Origin of the sequence: Streptomyces tailanensis, from assembly GCF_008386495.1 — a bacterium.
GTDB classification, from domain to species: Bacteria; Actinomycetota; Actinomycetes; order Streptomycetales; family Streptomycetaceae; genus Streptomyces; species Streptomyces tailanensis.
Genome location: NZ_VTHJ01000003.1, coordinates 74,881 through 93,355 on the forward strand (window position 1 = coordinate 74,881; position 18,475 = coordinate 93,355).

Below are 18,475 nucleotides of genomic sequence, written 5' to 3' on the forward strand. Positions count from 1 at the left end.
CAGTGGCGAAGGCCGCGACCATCAGGTCGCGGCCTTCGTGCGTTAACGGCGCCGAAATGTGGGGGACGTCTCTCCGTCCCGGAGAAACCCCAGGTCAGGATGTGTGCATCGGTGTTTGCGGGTCGTCGCGCGGTTGCCCCCGCTTGGCCGTCCCGACAGGCCGTGGTCACCCGAGCACTAGAGTATTGGGCTTGTTCGGCGCCATAACGGAACATCCCCAGGCAGACCTGGTGGCCCGTCGGTGCCCCCGGATGGTCCGGGTTCGAGAGGCGAGGATCCGATGGCCGCCGTATACGACAGTCCCGACCTCACGCTGCTCGACGGTGAGCTGACGGAGGGAACGGAAGAGTCCGACGGCTCGGCCCGCTTCACGGCGGGGCCCGCCGCGTCGCCGCGGACGCTCGTCGACGTCTTCGAGGCGTCCGTGCGGACTTACCCGGACGAGCCCGCACTGGACGACGGGAAGCGCAGGCTCACCTACCGGGAACTGGCCGTCGAGGTCGAGTGGCTGCGGCGAAAGTTCGGGGCCGTCGGGGTCGGGCTCGGGGACCGGGTCGGAGTACGGGTGCCGTCGGGCACCAATGAGCTGTACGTGGCGATCCTCGCGGTGCTGGCCGCCGGGGCCGCGTATGTCCCCGTGGACGCCGAGGACCCCGATGAGCGGGCCGAGCTGGTGTTCGGGGAGGCCGACGTACGGGCGGTCGTCGGAGCCGGGCACCGGCTCACCGTCAACGGCACGTCCGAGCCCGCTGCCGCGCGGCCCGGGGTCGAGCACGACGCGTGGATCATCTTCACCTCCGGGTCCACCGGCAAGCCCAAGGGCGTCGCCGTGAGCCATCGCAGCGCCGCCGCGTTCGTGGACGCCGAGGCCGCGCTGTTCCTCACCGAGGAGCCGATCGGGCCCGGGGACCGGGTGATGGCCGGGCTGTCGGTGGCCTTCGACGCGTCCTGCGAGGAGATGTGGCTGGCATGGCGGTACGGGGCCTGTCTCGTGCCGGTGCCGCGTGCGCAGGTCAGGAGCGGCGCCGACCTCGGGCCCTGGCTGGTCGAGCAGGAGATCACCGTCGTCTCCACCGTGCCGACGCTGGCCGCGCTGTGGGAGCCCGAGACGCTCAATGACGTACGGCTGCTGATCTTCGGCGGTGAGGCCTGCCCGCCCGAGCTGGCGCAACGGCTGGTGACCGAGGGCCGCGAGGTCTGGAACACGTACGGGCCGACCGAGGCGACCGTCGTCGCGTGTGCCTCGCTGATGTCCGGTGCGGAGCCCATTCGGATCGGGCTGCCTCTGGGCGGGTGGGAGCTGGCCGTCGTCGACGAGGCCGGGGAGCCCGTGCCGATGGGTGGCAGCGGGCAGCTCGTGATCGGCGGGGTCGGGCTGGCGCGGTATCTCGATGCCGAGAAGGACGCGGAGAAGTACGCGCCGCTGGAGTCGCTCGGGTGGGAACGTGCCTATCGGAGCGGGGATCTCGTCAAGGCCGAGCCCGAAGGTTTGATCTTCCTCGGGCGGGCCGATGAGCAGATCAAGCTCGGTGGGCGGCGGATCGAGCTGGGCGAGGTCGACGCCGCGTTGCAGGCGCTGCCCGGTGTCGCGGGTGCCGCGGCGGCCGTACGGACCGCGCGGAGCGGCAATCAGTTGCTCGTCGGGTATGTCGTCACCCAGGAGGGGTGGGACCGGGCGACGGCCGTGGAGAAGCTGCGGGCCGAGCTGCCGGCCGCGTTGGTGCCGCTGCTGGCGCCGGTGACGGAGCTGCCGACCCGGACGTCCGGGAAGGTCGACCGGAACGCGCTGCCGTGGCCGCTGGCGGATCTGGAGACCGCCGGGCCGGCCGAGGAGTTGTACGGGACCGAGGCGTGGCTCGCCGAGCAGTGGGCCGAGGTGCTCGGGGTGCCGGTCGGGGGCGCGGAGGACGACTTCTTCGCGATCGGTGGCGGCAGTCTGGCCGCCGCCCAGCTGACGACGAGGCTGCGGAGCCGGTATCCGAGCGTCGCCGTGGTGGACATCTACCAGCGGCCGACGGTGCGGAAGCTGGCCCGGTATCTGGAGGAGTCCGGCCAGGAGGACGGTGCCAGGCGTGCGGTGATCCCTGTGCCGGTACGGGCCGGTGTCGTCCAGTCACTGCTGCTCGTCCCGCTGTTCACGCTGCTCGGGCTGCGCTGGGTCGTCCCGCTGGCCGCGCTCGGGAATCTGCTCACGCCGTACGGCTGGCTGCCGACCGCGCCCTGGTGGGCGGTCGTCGCCGGGGCGGTGCTGTTCTTCAGCCCGCCGGGGCGGCTCGCGATCGCGGCGGGCGGGGCGCGGCTGCTGCTGCGCGGGGTCGAGCCCGGTCGGTATGCCCGTGGCGGGAGCGTGCATCTGCGGTTGTGGGCGGCCGAGCGGCTGGCCGAGTTCAGTGGCGCGACCTCGCTGACCGGGGTCTGGCTGGAGCGGTACGCCCGCGCCCTGGGCGCCAAGGTCGGGGCGGATGTGGACCTGCACGCGCTGCCGCCGGTGACCGGGCTGCTGAAGCTCGGGCGGGGTGCGGCCGTGGAGTCCGAGGTGGACCTCTCCGGGTACTGGCTGGACGGGGACCGGCTGGAGATCGGTGCCGTGAAGGTGGGCGCCGGTGCGGTGGTCGGGACGCGGAGCATGCTGCTGCCGGGGGCCCGCGTGGGCAAGCGGGCCGAGGTGGCCCCGGGTTCCGCCGTGGCCGGGCAGATCCCCACCGGGCAGCGCTGGGCCGGGGCGCCGGCCGTCAAGCTGGGCAAGGCGAAGCGGAACTGGCCCAAGGAGCGGCCGCGGCGGGGCCTGTTCTGGCGGGTGGCGTACGGCGTGACCGGCGTCGGGCTGACCGCGCTGCCGCTGCTCGCCCTGGTCGCCGCGCTGGCCGTGCTCGGCCTGTTCGTGGACCCGGACGCCGGGCTCGGCGCGGCGCTGCGGGGCGCGGCGCTCGGGCTGGTACCGGCCACGCTCGCGTTCGGGGCGGCGTACGCGCTGCTGCTGCTCGTCGCCGTACGGCTGCTGAGCCTCAGGCTGCGCGAGGGCACGCATCCCACGCACAGCAGGGTCGGGTGGCAGGCCTGGACGGTCACCCAGCTGATGGACCGGTCGCGGGAGACGCTGTTCCCGCTGTACGCCGGGCTGGTCACGCCGGTGTGGCTGCGGCTGCTCGGGATGCGGATCGGCAAGGGCGCCGAGGTGTCGACCGTTCTCGCGCTGCCGAGCCTGACCACGGTCGGGGACGGGGCGTTCCTCGCCGATGACACGCTGACGGCGCCGTACGAACTGGGTGGCGGCTGGATGCGGATCGGGCGGGCGGAGATCGGCCGGCGGGCGTTCCTCGGGAACTCCGGGATGACCGCGCCGGGGCGTTCCGTGCCGGACGGCGGGCTGGTGGGTGTGCTGTCGGCGACGCCGAAGAAGGCGAAGAAGGGCAGTTCGTATCTGGGGCTGCCGCCGGTGAAACTGCCCAGGTCGACGGCCGACGGTGACCAGAGCCTGACGTACGAGCCGCCCGCGCGGCTGCTGTGGGCGCGGGCGCTGGTGGAGCTGTTCCGGATCGTTCCGGTGTTCTGTTCGGCGGGGCTCGCGCTGCTGACGGTGGCGGCGCTGAGTGTGCTGGGCGGCTGGGCGTGGCTGCTGGGCGGGGTCGTGCTGCTGGCTGCGGGGGCCGTGGGAGCCGCGCTCTCGATCGTGGCGAAGTGGCTGCTCGTGGGGCGGCATCGCAGTGGTGAGCATCCGCTGTGGAGCGGTTTCGTGTGGCGCAACGAGTTGGCGGACACCTTCGTGGAGGTGCTGGCCGTGCCGTGGCTGGCCGGGTCGGTGCCCGGGACGCCGGTGCTGAACCTGTGGCTGCGCGGGCTCGGGGCGCGGATCGGCCGGGGTGTGTGGGTGGAGAGCTACTGGCTGCCCGAGACCGACCTGGTCACGCTCGGCGACGGGGCCACGGTGAACCGGGGGTGCGTGCTGCAGACCCACCTCTTCCACGACCGGATCTTGCGGACGGATACTGTTGAACTCCGTGAGGGCGCCACCCTGGGCCCGGGCGGAATCGTCCTGCCCGGCAGTGTGGTCGGGGCCCGCACCACGCTGGGTCCGGCGTCGCTGGTCATGGCCGCGGAGTCCGTTCCCGACGACACCCGGTGGCTGGGCAACCCGATCGAGGCATGGCGCCGCTGACGGCGGCTTCCGCCGCGTCGGGGGACGATGGAGGTCGTACACGAGCGGAGCGGGGAGCAGAAGCGGCAGTGGCGGTTCAGCAGTCAGTGGGTCCGGACCCGTACTTCCCGGTGAACGGTGATTCCCGTTACCGGGTGCACCGCTACGAGGTCGCCGTGGACTACCGCCCGGGCCCGAACCGGCTGTCCGGCACGGCGCGGCTGAACGCGATCGCGGGCCGTGCCGCGCTCTCCGAGTTCCAACTGAACCTCGCCGACTTCAAGATCGGGCGGGTCCGGGTCGACGGCCGGGCTCCGCACTACACGCACCGGGGCGGCAGGCTGCGCGTCCGCCCCGCCAAGCCGATCCGGGCCGGGGCCGCGTTCACCGTCGAGGTGCACTGGTCGGGCAACCCGAAGCCGGTGAACAGCCCCTGGGGCGGGCTCGGTTGGGAGGAGCTGACCGACGGGGCGCTGGTGGCGAGCCAGCCGATCGGGGCGCCATCGTGGTACCCGTGCAACGACCGGCCGGCCGACAAGGCGTCGTACCAGATCTCGGTCACGACGCCGTCCGCGTACCAGGTGGTGGCGGGGGGGCGGCTGCTGACCCGTACGGCGAAGGCGTCCACGACGACATGGGTGTACGAGCAGTCGGCGCCGACGTCGAGCTATCTGGTCGGCCTGTCGATCGGCAAGTACCAGACGGTGCTGCTGGGCGACCCGGGTCCGGGTGGCGTACCGCAGCACGGGCACATCCCGGCCCACCTACTCACTGAGTTCTCAAGGGACTTCGCGCGGCAGCCCGCCATGATGGAGCTGTTCGAGGAACTCTTCGGGCCGTATCCGTTCGGTGAGTACGCGGTGGTGGTGACCGAGGAGGAGCTCGATGTCCCCGTCGAGGCACAGGGGTTGTCGCTGTTCGGCGCCAACCACGTGGACGGGGCGCGGGGTTCGGAGCGGCTGGTCGCGCACGAGCTGGCCCACCAGTGGTTCGGCAACAGTGTGTCCATCGCCGACTGGCGGCACATCTGGCTGAATGAAGGTTTCGCCAAGTACGCGGAGTGGCTGTGGTCGGAGCGTTCCGGCGGCCGAAGCGCGCAGCAACTGGCCGCCGCCGCGCACCAGAAGCTGTCCGCGCTCCCGCAGGACCTGCGGCTGGCCGACCCGGGCCGGAAGCTGATGTTCGACGACCGGCTCTACGAGCGCGGCGGGTTGACCGTGCACGCGGTGCGCTGCGCGCTCGGCGACGACGCCTTCTTCCGTATGCTGCGGGGCTGGGCGAACGTACACCGGGGTGGTGCCGTCACGACGGCGGCCTTCACCGCGCACGCCGCGCGGTACGCGGACGGCTCGCTGGACGACCTGTTCAGGGCGTGGCTGCACGACACGGCCCTGCCGCCGCTGCCGTCGTTGCCGTCGCCGCCGGTGTCCAAGGGGACCGCGGTGCCGGCGCGGCCGTCGTATCCGCCGACGAACGCGGGGTCGGCGTAGGCCTCCGGGCAGAATGGCGCCATGTCGTCGCGCCGCAGCTCCAAGGCGTGAGGTCGAGTTCGCTCGATCGTGTGACGGTCCGCTTGCGGGCTTGCCGTGCCTTGGGGCGACTGGGTTAACGTGATCGTGCGATCTGGGACGCCGGGTTCGGCGCCAGCGTGCGGGGCCCCCGCTCCACCAGAGAGATGGTCCGGGGCCTCCCCGTCGCCTCTGGCCATACCCACAGGCCAGGTCGCACAGGGAACTGGCCTCCCGGGCCCGGACCACGCACGGGATGCGTGTCGCCACCTCGGGGCTGAGTACGCCGGGGACCAGTGCGCCCAAGACGGTTCGGGGCGTGCGGCTGAACGGGCTCACCCCTGGCCAGTCGTCAGGAACGGTATCTGCTGCGGACCTGGCATCTGCGGACCCGGCCGGCCCCGGAAACGTTGACTTCGATCCGGGGCCGCAGTGGACCGGTCTGGAAATCCTCAACCAGACCGGGGTCCGGGTCATCCCGGGTTCGGGGGGCGGCCGTTGGGGGCCAGGACGTCCAGTTCCTGGAGGGCGCCGACGGTGATCTCGCGGGTGAGTTGTTCGGCTCGGTCCGCGTCGCCCTCGCGGATGGCTTCGGCGAGGTCGACGTGGAGGGTGACGGCGGCCGGGTCGGGGTCGTGGAACATGACCTCGTGGTGGGTGCGGCCTGCCAGGACTTCCTCGACGACATCGCCGAGGCGGGCGAACATCTCGTTGCCGGAGGCGTTGAGGATCAGGCGGTGGAAGGCGACGTCGTGGAGGAGGTAGCCCTCCAGTTGGTGGCCGCGTGAGTTGGCGACCATGCCGAGCGCGCGCTGGGTGATCGCGGCGCACTGCTCGGCTGTGGCGTTGCGGGCGGCGAGGCCCGCGGCGACCGGTTCGACGGCCGAGCGGAGCACGGTGAGCGAGCGCAGTTGGCGGGGGCGGTCGGCGCCGGCCAGGCGCCAGCGGATGACCTGGGGGTCGTAGACGTTCCACTCGGCGGACGGGCGGACGATCACGCCCACCCGGCGGCGGGACTCCACCAGGTGCATCGACTCCAGGACGCGGACCGCCTCGCGCATCACCGAGCGCGACACCTCGAAGGTCTGGGCGAGTTCGTCCGTGCGCAGCACGCTTCCCGGCGGGTACTCGCCCGCCGTGATCGCCGGGCCGAGGGTTTCCAGTACTCGGCCGTGCAGCCCCCGGCCCGGTGTGGTCATGGAGATCAGGGTACGAGGCCAGGGACGCGGCGAAAAAGTCAGACTTATTTGTGTCGAGGGCTTGAAATCGTCGTATCTAATGAGCTTCAGTGTCGTCGACGTCGGGTGACGTCTCAGATGTCGACGAGGACGAGGTAGTGATGGGAACCGCTCCCGTCGTCGTGGTGATGGGCGTGGCAGGAACCGGGAAGACCACGATCGGTCCCCTGCTCGCGGCCGGGCTCGGCGTTCCGTACGCCGAGGGCGACGACTTCCACCCCGAGGCCAACATCGCGAAGATGTCGGCCGGGATTCCGCTCGAGGACGCGGACCGGTGGCCGTGGCTGGACGCCATCGGCCGGTGGGCCCACGGCCGGGCCGGACTCGGCGGGGTGGTCAGCTGCTCGGCTCTCAAACGCGGCTACCGGGACCGGTTGCGGGCCGCCGCGCCCGGGCTCGTCTTCGTGCACCTCACCGGTGACCGCGAGCTCATCGAGGACCGACTGTCGCACCGGCGGGGGCACTTCATGCCGACGGCGCTGCTCGACTCGCAGTTCGCCACGCTGCAGCCGCTGGAAGCGGACGAGGCCGGTGTCTCCGTCGATGTCTCGGGCGGCCCCGAGGAAATCACCGAGCGGGCGGTCGCCGCGCTGCGGGAGCTCGATCCGGCGTCGTAGGCGCCTTGTCCATCGGCGCCTTGTTCCTCGGCTCCTTGCCTCGTCCCAACTCCCCTTCACACAAGGACTCATTCACCGTGACCAGACTCAACGTCGAGATGCTGGCAGCGGACCCCGTCGAGCCGATCACCTCGGCGGGCCACGCTCACCTCGGCATCGCCGTACTGGCGGGCATCGCCGTCATCGTCGTCCTCATCACCAGGTTCAAGGTGCACGCGTTTCTGGCGCTGACCATCGGCACGCTCGCGCTCGGCGCGATCGCCGGGGCGCCGCTGGACAAGGCGATCGCGAGCTTCACCACCGGGCTCGGCTCGACCGTGGCCGGGGTGGGCGTGCTCATCGCGCTGGGCGCGATTCTCGGCAAGCTGCTCGCGGACTCCGGGGGCGCCGACCAGATCGTCGACACGATCCTCGCGAAGGCCGGCGGGCGGGCGATGCCGTGGGCGATGGTGCTGATCGCCTCCGTGATCGGGCTGCCGCTGTTCTTCGAGGTCGGGATCGTCCTGCTCATCCCGGTGGTGCTGATGGTCGCCAAGCGCGGCGGCTACTCGCTGATGCGGATCGGCGTGCCCGCCCTCGCCGGTCTGTCCGTCATGCACGGGCTGATCCCGCCGCACCCCGGTCCGCTGGTCGCCATCGACGCGGTCAAGGCGAACCTGGGGGTGACGCTGGCGCTGGGGCTGGTCGTCGCGATACCGACCGTGGTCATCGCCGGGCCGCTGTTCTCCAAGTACGCGGCCCGGTGGGTGGACGTGCCGGTGCCCGAGCGCATGATTCCCGTACGGGCTTCGGAAGAACTGGAGAAGCGGCCCGGGTTCGGCGCGACCATCGCGACCGTGCTGCTGCCGGTCGTGCTGATGCTGGCCAAGGCGCTGGTGGACATCGTCGTGGACGACCCGGAGAACATGGTCCAGCGGGTCTTCGACGTCGCCGGGTCGCCGCTGATCGCGCTGCTCGCGGCGGTGATCGTGGGCATGTTCACGCTGGGGCGGGCGGCCGGGTTCGCCAAGGGGCGGCTGGCGTCGACGGTCGAGACGTCCCTCGCGCCGATCGCCGGGATCCTGCTGATCGTCGGTGCCGGTGGCGGGTTCAAGCAGACGCTGATCGACTCCGGGGTCGGGCAGATGATCCTGGACATCTCCGAGGACTGGTCCATACCCGCGCTCGTACTGGCCTGGCTCATCGCGGTGGCGATCCGGCTGGCCACGGGGTCGGCGACCGTCGCGACGATCTCGGCGGCGGGGCTCGTGGCACCACTGGCCGCGGACATGTCGACGACCCACGCGGCTCTGTTGGTGCTGGCCATCGGTGCCGGGTCGCTGTTCTTCAGCCACGTCAACGACGCCGGGTTCTGGATGGTCAAGGAGTACTTCGGGATGAGCGTCGGGCAGACCATCAAGAGCTGGTCGGTGATGGAGACGATCATCTCGGTGGTGGCGGGGGCGATTGTGTTGCTGTTGTCGCTGGTGATCTAGCAACTGCCGTTCGCTGAGGGGTGGTTGCCGAGGGTTCGGCACCGCCGGAGTCCGCCGTCGTGGCTGAGCGCCGCGGCGGCGGACTTCATCCGGGGCCCTCTACGGCCGCCACAGTGGATGCTCCCGTTCCACCCACTCTCGGCTCACTGATCCCGTTCGCAGGCCCCGTCTGGCCTCCGGGTCGCCCAGCGCCATGCCGATGTGACCCGCCAGGACTATGCCGATCGTCAGCGCGAGCCAGTCGTGGACGAATGTCGCGCTGGTGCGCCACATCAGGGGGGTGAGGTGGGTGAACCACATCATCAGGCCCGTGGCGAGCATGACGAGGGTGGCGCCGGCGATCCAGGCGGCGTAGAGCTTCTGGCCGGCGTTGAACTTGGCGGCGGGGCGGGGGCCGGGAGCGCGGCGGCGGGCGGCGCGGAGCCAGAGGCGGTCGTGGGGGCCCCAGCGGTTCAGGCGGCCGACGTCGGCGCGGAACGCGCGGGAGGCCAGGCCCGCGAGGACCGGGAGCGGAAGGAGCAGGCCCGTCCACTTGTGGAGCGTCACCACCAGGGCCCGGCGGCCGACGAGTTCGGCGAGGGCGGGGACGTAGAGGCAGGCCGCCGTCACCACGCAGATGCCCATCAGAGCGGCCGTCGTGCGGTGGATCCACCGTTCGGCGGCGGTGAAACGCCGGACACCGGTGTCCACCTGAACAGGGGCCGCTTCAAGTCGTTGGTTCATCGTCCCGCCCGTTCGATCGGCCGACCCACGCGTCGATGTCGTAGCCCCGCTTCTCCCAGTAACCCGGCTCGACCTTCTCCGTGACCTCGATGCCGGAGAGCCATTTGGCCGACTTGTAGAAGTACATGGGGGCGACGTAGAGGCGTACCGGGCCGCCGTGGTTGTGGCTGATGTCCTTGTCCTGCATGCGCAGGGCGACCAGGACGTCCGCGCGGCGCGCCTGTTCGAGCGTGAGGCTCTCGCTGTACGCCCCGTCGAAGCAGGTGAAGCGGACCGCGCCGGCCGAGGAGCGCACCCCGGCCGCGTCCAGCAGTTCGGAGAGCCGTACGCCCTCGAACGGGGTGTCCGGCACCCGCCAGCCCGTGACGCACTGGACGTCCTTCACCATCCGGGTCTGGGGCAGGGCCCGCAGATCGGCGAGGGTGTACGACGTCGGCTTGTCGACCAGGCCGTCGACGGTGAGACGGTAGTTCTTCGCAGTCTTGCGGGGCACGGACGAGACCACTGAGTAGTAGCGGAAGCCGCCGCCGTTCGGGAGCAGACCGGTCAGGCCCGTGGGGTCCTTCTGGCCCACCTCGCCGAGGAACGACTCCATGCCGCGCTGGAGAACGGGCGCGGCTACCACGCCCAGGGCGCCGAGGCCGAGGGTGCCTAGGAGGACGCGGCGGCCGATGGGCGCGCCGCGCTCCGGCTCCCTGGCTTCGTCTTCGGGGTGCTCCGCCGGTGCTTCCCGCGCTTCGGGATGTTCAGGGTTCACCCATTGATTCGAACATCCGCCGCCCCGGTCGGGCCAGCGGAGGCGGAAGTTCGTCAGAATTCCGTCACTTCCGCATGCCGTTACTTCCGCTGCTTCCGCGTGGGGATCACCCCGTCGCCTTCGCCGCCGCCCGGCCCGCCGTACGGCCCGAGAACAGGCAGCCGCCGAGGAACGTGCCCTCCAGGGAGCGGTACCCGTGGACGCCGCCGCCGCCGAAGCCGGCCGCCTCGCCCGCCGCGTACACGCCCTCCAGCGGGTCGCCGCCCTCGGTGAGGACGCGGGAGGAGAGGTCGGTCTCCAGGCCGCCGAGGGTCTTGCGGGTGAGGATGTTGAGGCGGACGGCGATGAGGGGGCCGGCCTTGGGGTCGAGGATGCGGTGCGGGGTGGCGGTGCGGATCAGCTTGTCGCCGAGGTAGTTGCGGGCGCCCCGGATCGCCATGACCTGGAGGTCCTTGGTGAAGGGGTTGGCGACCTCGCGGTCCCGGGAGACGATCTCGCGGCGCAACTCGGCCTCGTCGATCAGCGGTTCCTTGGTGAGCGCGTTCATGCCGCGGACGAGAGAGCCGAGGTCCTTCTCGACCACGAAGTCGACGCCGTGGTCCATGAAGGCCTTCACCGGCCCGGGGACGTCCGCGCGGGCCCGGATGAAGACGTCCTTGATGGACTTGCCGGTCAGGTCGGGGTTCTGCTCGGAGCCGGAGAGGGCGAACTCCTTGCCGATGATCTTCTGGTCGAGCACGAACCACGTGTAGTCGTACCCGGTCTTCATGATGTGCTCGAGCGTGCCGAGGGTGTCGAAGCCGGGGAACAGCGGGACCGGCAGTCGCTTGCCGCGTGCGTCGAGCCACAGGGACGACGGTCCGGGCAGGACGCGGATGCCGTGGTTCTCCCAGATGGGGTTCCAGTTCTGGATGCCCTCGGTGTAGTGCCACATGCGGTCGCGGTTGATGAGGTGGGCGCCGGCCTCCTCTGCGATGGCGAGCATCTTGCCGTCGACGTGGGCGGGGACGCCGGAGATCATCTTCTCCGGGGGGTTGCCGAGGCGCTCGGGCCAGTTGGCGCGGACGAGGTCGTGGTTGCCGCCGATGCCGCCGGAGGTGACGATCACGGCCTGGGCCTTGAACTCGAAGGCGCCGGTGACGCCCCGGCTGCTGGCCTGGCCGCGCTCGATCGTCGAGGGTTCCAGGATCTCGCCGGTGACGGTGTCGACGGCGCCCGCGCTGCGCGAGAGCCCGGTCACCCGGTGCCGGAACCTCAGCTGGACCAGCCCCCGGGCCACGCCCTCCCGTACCCGCCGCTCGAAGGGCGCGACGAGCCCCGGGCCGGTGCCCCAGGTGATGTGGAAGCGGGGGACGGAGTTGCCGTGCCCGCCTGCGTCGTAGCCGCCGCGCTCGGCCCAGCCGACCACCGGGAAGAACCGGACGCCCTGCTTGTACAGCCAGGCGCGCTTCTCACCGGCCGCGAAGTCGACGTATGCCTCGGCCCACTTGCGCGGCCAGTGGTCCTCCTCGCGGTCGAAGGCGGCCGTGCCCATCCAGTCCTGGAGGGCGAGGGCGTGGCTGTCCTTGATGCGCAGGCGGCGCTGCTCGGGCGAGTCGACGAAGAAGAGACCGCCGAAGGACCAGTGCGCCTGGCCGCCGATCGACTGCTCCGGCTCCTGGTCGAGGAGGATCACCTTGCGACCCTTGTCGACGAGCTCCGCGGTCGCCGCGAGCCCGGCGAGGCCCGCCCCGATCACGATCACATCTGCGTCGTACGACATGGAGGACGTCCTCTCGGGAACGGGTCAGGCAAGCGGGGCGGGCCATGGCAGACAAGGGCGCCTGCCCAGCGCTTTGTTACTGGCCGGTCAGCAGCTTTGTGGCATCAGATCCTTCGGTACGGAAGTGACCTAGTCAACCGCTCCGATGTGTCTGCTCTTACGGACAGGTTCCGGCCGGGTCGTTAGAGTCCCCTGGACAGACACCTTGCCCCTTATGCCCCCTATTGATCGCCCGAGGTACCCAGCGTGTCGGTTCTCGTCCTGATCCGGGTGCCGCGCTGGCTCGGCGGGATCGGGCTGATGGTGTGCGGCATGGCGCTGGGGGCGATCGCGCTCGGCCAGGGCGAGATCAGCCTCGTGGAGCCGCTGCTGGCCACCAACCTCGTCTTCGCGCTCGCCCTCTCCCGTCGGCAGGCCCGGCAGCCGCTGGGCCGGCAGGGCTGGGCGGGGCTCGTCCTGCTCGCGGGCGGGGTGACGGCGTTCATCGTGGCCGGGCAGCCGGAGGGCGGGGACATGGCCTCCGCCCCGTTCCGGCAGTGGCTGATCATCGGCGTCATGGTGGGCCTCGCGCTGCTCCTCACGGCGTACGCGAAACGGTCCCGGCTCGGTGCCGGGCCGGTGCTGCCGGCGGTCGCGGCTGGGCTGCTGTACGGCGTCCAGGACGCGCTCACCAGGGTCAGCGGGCAGCTGTTCGCCGAGGACGGCTGGGGCGGGCTGTTCACCGTGTGGCAGCCGTACGGGGTGCTGCTGCTCGGGGTGACCGGGCTGCTGCTCGTGCAGAGCGCCTTCGAGACGGCGCCGCTGCGGATGTCACTGCCCGGGCTCACCGCGGCGCAGCCGCTGGCGGGGATCGTGTGCGGGTTGGGTTCCTCGGGGATCGGCTGCGTGCGGACGCGGGGGCGCTCGCCTGGGAGGCGAGCGCCCCTGCGGGGATCGTCGTCGGGGTTGTGCTGCTCGGGATGCATCCGGCTATGCCGTGCGGGGCCGTCTCCCGGCCGACTCGGGACGGCGAACTGCGGCCGCGCTGAGTTCCTGGCCCGGCCCTGCTTGGATTGGGGGCATGAGCGCCGCCGACGAGATCCTCGACATCGTGGACGAGAACGACCAGGTCATCGGGCAGGCACCGCGTGGGGAGGTGTATGCCCGCGGGATGCGGCATCGGGCCGTGTTCGTGCTGGTCCGGGATGGGGAGGGGCGGATCTTCGTCCATCGGCGGACGGCCACGAAGCTGGTGTTTCCGTCGCTGTACGACATGTTCGTGGGTGGGGTGGTGGGGGCGGGCGAGAGCTACGACGGTGCGGCGCTTCGTGAGGCGGAGGAGGAGTTGGGGGTTTCCGGGCTGCCTCGGCCTGTTCCGCTGTTCAAGTTTCTGTACGACGACGGGGGTGGGCGGTCGTGGTGGTCGGCCGTGTATGAGGTGCGGTGCGAGGTGGCGGTGGATCCGCAGGTGGAGGAGGTCGCCTGGTACGGGTTTCTGTCCGAGGAGGAGGTGGAGGGGCGGTTGGGTGAGTGGGAGTGGGTGCCGGATGGGGTGGCTGCTTGGGAGCGGCTGCGGGCTCGGTGACCGGCGAAGGTAATGTCCTGGGGGTGAGGGAATTTGCGCGGAACGTCCGGCTCTGGTTTGTGCCGGGGGAGATTCGGGAGGAGGGCGGGACGCCTGACTATCGGTTCTCGTTGGCGAATGAGCGGACTTTCCTGGCCTGGCTGCGCACCTCGCTCGCCCTCGTCGGCGGAGGCTTCGCGGTGGACCAGTTCCTGCCGGACCTGCGGTGGGGCTGGCGCGTGGGGCTGGCCCTCGCCCTGCTGGCCGCCGGGGTGCTGTGCGCGTTCCGCGCGGTGAACCACTGGGTGCGCTGCGAGCGGGCGATGCGGCGCGGCGAGGATCTGCCGGTGTCGCGCTTCCCGGCGCTGCTGGGCGTCGTGGTCGCCGTCGTGGCCATCGCCATGGTGGTGGTCGTGCTGCTCGGGTGGGAAGGATGACTCCTCGGCGCCCGGACGTCGAGCGCGACCCCGGTCTGCAGCCCGAGCGCACCCGGCTCGCGTGGCGGCGTACGACGCTGACGGGCGCCGTGGTCGCCGTACTCGCCGGGAAATCGGCACTGCACGGCGGGCCGTCCGCGGCCGGGCTCGCGGCCGCCGGCCTGTGCGCGGCGCTGTGGCTGGGTCTCCTGGGCCTCGCCCACCGGCGTATCGGCACCCTCGCGGCGGCCCGCCCGGCCGTCCTCTCGCCCCGGGCCGCCGCCGCGGCCGTCCTGTGCACGGTCGCCCTCGCGGTGTGCGGCGCGGTGCTGGTGTTCTGAACCGGAAGGCGGAAGACCGGAACGCCTGGCCGAAAACGTCTGACCGAAATCTGGGGCGCCCTTGGAACGCGCATGGGGTTTCGAAAAGGAAAAAGTTGCGCTTCTGTGACTAGCCTTGGGTGCGTTGCGCGCACTACCGAAGTGTTACCCCGTACCACCGAAGGTGAGCACCATGACCACACTTCATCAGGAACACCCCGTTCACGACCACACCCACGGCCCGGCCTGCGGACACACCGCCGTACCGCACGGCGACCACACCGACTACGCGCACGACGGGCATCTGCATCGCGAGCACTCCGGGCACTGGGACGAGTGCGAGCCGAGCGGGCACGCCGCGCACGAGGGGCACGCGCACGAGCACGGCTCGGGGTGCGGCCACGAGGCGGTCACGCACGGGGACCACGTGGACTATGTGCACGACGGGCACCGGCACGCCGCACACGACGGCCATTGGGACGACCACTGACAGCAGACGCCGGGCAGTAGCACAACCACCCACGTCGTTTCCGTACACCCCGGATTCCTTCCGATCGTCGCCTACTGACAGGCTCTGACCAGCAGTTGGCGACGATCCGGGGGGTGAAGGGGGTCACTATGACCGCGGGAAAGCCGTACACCGTCGAGCTGGCGAGCGATGTGTACGCGTATGTGCAGCCGGACGGCGGATGGTGTCTGAACAACGCCGGATGGGTGAGCGACGGTGTGAGCACTTTGCTCGTGGACACCGCGGCGACCGAGCGGCGCGCGCGTGCGCTGTACCGGGCCCTTGAGGACACGACGGTTCCGGCGCCGATGCTGCTGGTCAACACCCACCACCACGGGGATCACACGTACGGCAACAAGTACTTCATGCCGGCCACGATCGTCTCCCACGCCGCATGCCGCCGCGAGGCCCTGGCCAGTGGGCAGCATCTGCATCTGCTGTGGCCGCAGACCGACTTCGGGGACGTCCCCATCATGGGCGCGGACATGACGTTCACGGACCGTACGACCCTGCACGTCAACGACATCGACGTCGAGGTGATCCACCCGGGCATCTCGCACACCGTGGGCGACTCCTTCGTCTGGGTGCCGCACCGCCGGATCGTGTTCACCGGAGACCTCGTCTTCGAGGGTGGGACGCCGTTCTTCCTGATGGGTTCGCTGAGCGGTTCGCTACGGGCCCTGCAAATGCTGCGGGAGCTGGGCGCCGAGACCGTCGTACCGGGGCACGGGCCGGTCACCGATCCCTCGGCGTTCGACCGGGCCGAACGGTACATACGGTTCGTGGCCGACGCCGCCGAGAAGTCGCACGCGGCCGGGCTGACCCCGTTGGAGGCGGCCCGGCAGACCGACCTCGGGGAGTTCGCCGAACTGCGCGAGAGCGAGCGGCTGGTGGCGAACCTGCGCCGGGCGTACGCCGAGCTGGACGGGGAACCGGAAGGTGAGGGCGTCGACCCGTTCGCCGGGTTCATGGACATGGCGGCCATCAACGGCGGGGAGATGATGACCTGCCACGCGTGACGCCCCGAGCGATCCGTGGTGGCATCGGGGTCCGGCCCGCACGGCCGGATCCCCTCGCGACACCGATCATTTTCAAGCCGCACACTGGACGGCATACCGACCGGTCGGCATCATGAGTCCGGTCCCACTCTCCCGCACGTAGGAGCGATGATGCGCCCAGACCATCCGCCCGGTCTCGATCCCGACCGGCTCCGTGCCCTGCTCGACGCCGAGCGGCCCGGGCTGGTGGCCGGTCCGCTCACCGGCCGGCTGATCGAGGGCGGACGGTCGAACCTGACGTACGAGGTAACGGACGGCGTCGCCAAGTGGGTCGTACGGCGGCCGCCGCTGGGCCATGTGCTGGCGACCGCGCACGACATGAAGCGCGAGCACCGGGTGATCAGCGCGCTGCACCCCACGAACGTACCGGTGCCGCGTCCCGTGCTGCTGTGCGAGAACCCCGAGAACGAGGCCGTGCTGGGCGCGCCCTTCTACGTCATGGACTTCGTGGAGGGCACCCCGTACCGCACCGCCGAGCAGCTCGCCCCGCTCGGCCCGGAGCGCACCCGGGCCGCCGTGCTGGGCCTGGTCGACACGCTCGTCGAGCTGCACGCGGTGGACCCGGCCGAGGTGGGCCTCGCCGACTTCGGGCGCCCGGAGGGGTTCCTCGACCGGCAGCTGCGGCGCTGGGGCAAGCAGTTGGACGCGTCCCGCAACCGCGAGCTGGCCGGGATCGACGAGCTGCACGCGGCCCTCGGGCGCCAACTGCCGCACTCCCCCGCCCCGGCCGTGGTGCACGGCGACTACCGGCTCGACAACGTGCTGCTGGGTGACGACGACCGGATCAGGGCCATCCTCGACTGGGAGATGTCCACGCTCGGCGATCCGCTCACCGACCTGGGCCTGCTGGTGATGTACAGCGTGCCGCTCGCCATGCCCGACTCCCCCGTCTCCACGACCGCGGCGGCCGCCGGGCACCCGGATCCGGGCGAGATCGTCGAGCGGTATGCGGCGCGCTCGGGCCGCGATGTGTCCGCCGTCGCGTGGTACACGGCGTTCGCGTGGTTCAAGCTCGCCGTGATCCTGGAGGGCATCCACTACCGGTACACGCTCGGCCAGACGGTCGGCCGCGGCTTCGACCGCATCGGCGACCTGGTCCCCGTCTTCATCGAACACGGCCTGACGACTCTTCGTACCGGCTCCGGCTCCGGCTCCCAGGAGGGCTGATCCACCATGGACTTCGCGTTCGACGCCCGTACGGAGGAGCTGCGCGCCAAGCTCCTCGCCTTCATGGACGAGTACGTCTACCCGGCCGAGGCGGTGGCCGAGGAGCAGCGGGCGGAGCCGGCCTCGCCGTGGGACACACCGGCCGTGGTGGAGGAGCTGAAGGCCGAGGCCCGCCGCCAGGGCCTGTGGAACCTCTTCCTGCCCGACTCCGAGTACGGGGCCGGGCTCACCAACCTCCAATACGCGCCGCTCGCCGAAATCACCGGCCGTTCCCCGCAGTTGGCGCCGACCGCGCTGAACTGCGCGGCGCCCGACACGGGCAACATGGAGGTGCTCAGCCAGTTCGGGGACGAGGCGCAGAAGAAGCAGTGGCTGGAACCGCTGCTGGCGGGTGAGATCCGGTCGGCCTTCGCGATGACGGAGCCCGAGGTGGCTTCGTCCGATGCCACGAACATCACCACGCTGATCGAGCGGGACGGCGACGAGTACGTCATCACCGGGCGCAAGTGGTACATCTCCGGGGCCATGAACCCGGACTGCCAGATCTTCATCGTCATGGGCAAGACGGATCCGGACGGGGCCGACATCCGGCGCCAGCAGTCGATGGTGCTGGTGCCGCGTGACACTCCGGGTGTCACGGTGAAGCGCGCGATGCGGGTCTTCGGGTACGAGGACCACTACCACGGTGGTCATGCCGAGGTGATCTTCGACCACACGCGCGTGCCGGTGTCGAATCTGATCGGTGAGGAGGGCGGCGGCTTCGCCATCGCCCAGGCGCGGCTCGGGCCCGGGCGCATCCACCACTGCATGCGGCTCATCGGCATGGCCGAGCGGGCCATCGAGCTGATGTGCCGGCGGGCGGTGGCCCGGGAGGCCTTCGGCAAGGCGCTCGCCCAGCAAGGGGTCGTGCACAACTGGATCGCCGACGCGCGGGTGACCGTCGAGCAGCTGCGGCTGCTGGTGTTGAAGACGGCGTGGTTGATGGACACGGTGGGCAACAAGGGGGCCCACACCGAGATCCAGGCCATCAAGATCGCCACGCCTCGGGCCGTCGTCGACATCATCGACCGGGCGATCCAGTTGCACGGGGCGGGGGGTGTCAGCCAGGACTTTCCGCTGGCCGAGTTGTACGCGGGGGCGCGGACGTTGATGATCGCGGACGGGCCGGACGAGGTGCATCAGCGGTCGTTGGCTCGGCGGGAGTTGAAACGGTACGTGTGACGCGTGGCGGGGCGGTGGAGGGTTTTT

15 protein-coding genes and 1 pseudogene are annotated in these 18,475 nt (G+C 70.9%); 12 read left to right on the forward strand and 4 right to left on the reverse strand.

Translation table 11 applies throughout. The annotated features are described in order from the left end of the window. Positions 1 to 280 precede the first annotated feature (280 nt). Together F3T56_RS04000 and F3T56_RS04005 are read left to right on the forward strand one after the other, a co-directional pair. On the forward strand, positions 281 to 4,156 hold the full coding sequence (locus F3T56_RS04000; protein WP_149823273.1) for a Pls/PosA family non-ribosomal peptide synthetase: 3,876 nt from the start codon (positions 281 to 283) through the stop codon (positions 4,154 to 4,156). 68 nt (positions 4,157 to 4,224) lie between these two features. Then, a complete protein-coding gene (locus tag F3T56_RS04005) occupies positions 4,225 to 5,625 on the forward strand; it encodes a M1 family metallopeptidase (RefSeq protein WP_149823274.1) in 1,401 nt (466 codons plus the stop codon). Positions 5,626 to 6,116: 491 nt separating this feature from the next. Here the strand turns inward: F3T56_RS04005 and F3T56_RS04015 are convergent, their stop codons facing one another. Next, positions 6,117 to 6,842, reverse strand: coding sequence for a FadR/GntR family transcriptional regulator (locus F3T56_RS04015; protein WP_149823276.1), 726 nt, complete (start codon positions 6,840 to 6,842; stop codon positions 6,117 to 6,119). A 140-nt stretch (positions 6,843 to 6,982) separates the two neighbouring features. On the opposite strand from F3T56_RS04015, the gene F3T56_RS04020 reads away from it, so the two are divergent. Together F3T56_RS04020 and F3T56_RS04025 are read left to right on the forward strand one after the other, a co-directional pair. Beyond that, the gene (locus F3T56_RS04020) at positions 6,983 to 7,498 is read left to right on the forward strand and encodes a gluconokinase (protein ID WP_149823277.1); all 516 of its coding nucleotides are present in this window, start codon (positions 6,983 to 6,985) and stop codon (positions 7,496 to 7,498) included. Between the two features lie 77 nt (positions 7,499 to 7,575). Continuing rightward, complete coding sequence (locus tag F3T56_RS04025) at positions 7,576 to 8,973, forward strand: GntP family permease (RefSeq protein WP_149823278.1); 1,398 nt, start codon at positions 7,576 to 7,578, stop codon at positions 8,971 to 8,973. A gap of 99 nt (positions 8,974 to 9,072) precedes the next feature. Here F3T56_RS04025 and F3T56_RS04030 read toward each other — a convergent pair whose 3' ends face one another. The 3 genes from F3T56_RS04030 to F3T56_RS04040 all read right to left on the reverse strand — a co-directional run bounded on the left by F3T56_RS04030 (position 9,073) and on the right by F3T56_RS04040 (position 12,215). Further along, on the reverse strand, positions 9,073 to 9,696 hold the full coding sequence (locus F3T56_RS04030; RefSeq protein ID WP_149823279.1) for a cytochrome b/b6 domain-containing protein: 624 nt from the start codon (positions 9,694 to 9,696) through the stop codon (positions 9,073 to 9,075). Continuing rightward, positions 9,680 to 10,453: a molybdopterin-dependent oxidoreductase gene (locus tag F3T56_RS04035; protein ID WP_149823280.1), complete on the reverse strand. Its 774-nt coding sequence runs from the start codon at positions 10,451 to 10,453 to the stop codon at positions 9,680 to 9,682. Before F3T56_RS04035 ends, F3T56_RS04030 begins: the two co-directional genes overlap by 17 nt. 106 nt (positions 10,454 to 10,559) lie before the next feature. Beyond that, entirely contained in the window at positions 10,560 to 12,215 is a 1,656-nt protein-coding gene (locus tag F3T56_RS04040) for an FAD-binding dehydrogenase (RefSeq protein WP_149823281.1), read from the reverse strand. 246 nt (positions 12,216 to 12,461) lie between these two features. On the opposite strand from F3T56_RS04040, the pseudogene F3T56_RS04045 reads away from it, so the two are divergent. The 8 genes and pseudogenes from F3T56_RS04045 (at position 12,462) to F3T56_RS04080 (ending at position 18,448) form a co-directional block, all read left to right on the forward strand. Beyond that, a pseudogene (locus F3T56_RS04045) lies at positions 12,462 to 13,243 on the forward strand (DMT family transporter). Positions 13,244 to 13,275: 32 nt separating this feature from the next. Next, positions 13,276 to 13,779, forward strand: coding sequence for an NUDIX hydrolase (locus F3T56_RS04050; protein WP_149823282.1), 504 nt, complete (start codon positions 13,276 to 13,278; stop codon positions 13,777 to 13,779). A 23-nt stretch (positions 13,780 to 13,802) separates the two neighbouring features. Beyond that, positions 13,803 to 14,195 (forward strand): YidH family protein, encoded by a 393-nt coding sequence (locus F3T56_RS04055; protein WP_149823283.1) that lies wholly within the window; start codon positions 13,803 to 13,805, stop codon positions 14,193 to 14,195. Then, positions 14,192 to 14,515, forward strand: coding sequence for a DUF202 domain-containing protein (locus F3T56_RS04060; protein ID WP_149823284.1), 324 nt, complete (start codon positions 14,192 to 14,194; stop codon positions 14,513 to 14,515). The genes F3T56_RS04055 and F3T56_RS04060 overlap by 4 nt, the downstream gene beginning before the upstream one ends. Before the next feature lie 172 nt (positions 14,516 to 14,687). Further along, positions 14,688 to 14,984, forward strand: coding sequence for a hypothetical protein (locus F3T56_RS04065; protein WP_149823285.1), 297 nt, complete (start codon positions 14,688 to 14,690; stop codon positions 14,982 to 14,984). Between the two features lie 128 nt (positions 14,985 to 15,112). After that, entirely contained in the window at positions 15,113 to 16,021 is a 909-nt protein-coding gene (locus F3T56_RS04070; RefSeq protein WP_149823286.1) for an MBL fold metallo-hydrolase, read from the forward strand. Between the two features lie 150 nt (positions 16,022 to 16,171). Further along, entirely contained in the window at positions 16,172 to 17,227 is a 1,056-nt protein-coding gene (locus F3T56_RS04075) for a phosphotransferase family protein (RefSeq protein WP_149823287.1), read from the forward strand. A 6-nt stretch (positions 17,228 to 17,233) separates the two neighbouring features. Beyond that, on the forward strand, positions 17,234 to 18,448 hold the full coding sequence (locus F3T56_RS04080) for an acyl-CoA dehydrogenase family protein (RefSeq protein ID WP_149823288.1): 1,215 nt from the start codon (positions 17,234 to 17,236) through the stop codon (positions 18,446 to 18,448). The last annotated feature ends 27 nt before the right edge of the window (positions 18,449 to 18,475 follow it).

Bases quoted from the DNA above. Each gene is read 5' to 3' on its own strand.
- F3T56_RS04015 (WP_149823276.1), bottom strand. From the start codon at position 6,842: ATGACCACACCGGGCCGGGGGCTGCACGGCCGAGTACTGGAAACCCTC.
- F3T56_RS04000 (WP_149823273.1), top strand. From the start codon at position 281: ATGGCCGCCGTATACGACAGTCCCGACCTCACGCTGCTCGACGGTGAG.
- F3T56_RS04040 (WP_149823281.1), bottom strand. From the start codon at position 12,215: ATGTCGTACGACGCAGATGTGATCGTGATCGGGGCGGGCCTCGCCGGG.
- F3T56_RS04050 (WP_149823282.1), top strand. From the start codon at position 13,276: ATGAGCGCCGCCGACGAGATCCTCGACATCGTGGACGAGAACGACCAG.
- F3T56_RS04065 (WP_149823285.1), top strand. From the start codon at position 14,688: ATGACCACACTTCATCAGGAACACCCCGTTCACGACCACACCCACGGC.
- F3T56_RS04070 (WP_149823286.1), top strand. From the start codon at position 15,113: ATGACCGCGGGAAAGCCGTACACCGTCGAGCTGGCGAGCGATGTGTAC.
- F3T56_RS04075 (WP_149823287.1), top strand. From the start codon at position 16,172: ATGCGCCCAGACCATCCGCCCGGTCTCGATCCCGACCGGCTCCGTGCC.
- F3T56_RS04020 (WP_149823277.1), top strand. From the start codon at position 6,983: ATGGGAACCGCTCCCGTCGTCGTGGTGATGGGCGTGGCAGGAACCGGG.
- F3T56_RS04060 (WP_149823284.1), top strand. From the start codon at position 14,192: ATGACTCCTCGGCGCCCGGACGTCGAGCGCGACCCCGGTCTGCAGCCC.
- F3T56_RS04080 (WP_149823288.1), top strand. From the start codon at position 17,234: ATGGACTTCGCGTTCGACGCCCGTACGGAGGAGCTGCGCGCCAAGCTC.
- F3T56_RS04030 (WP_149823279.1), bottom strand. From the start codon at position 9,696: ATGAACCAACGACTTGAAGCGGCCCCTGTTCAGGTGGACACCGGTGTC.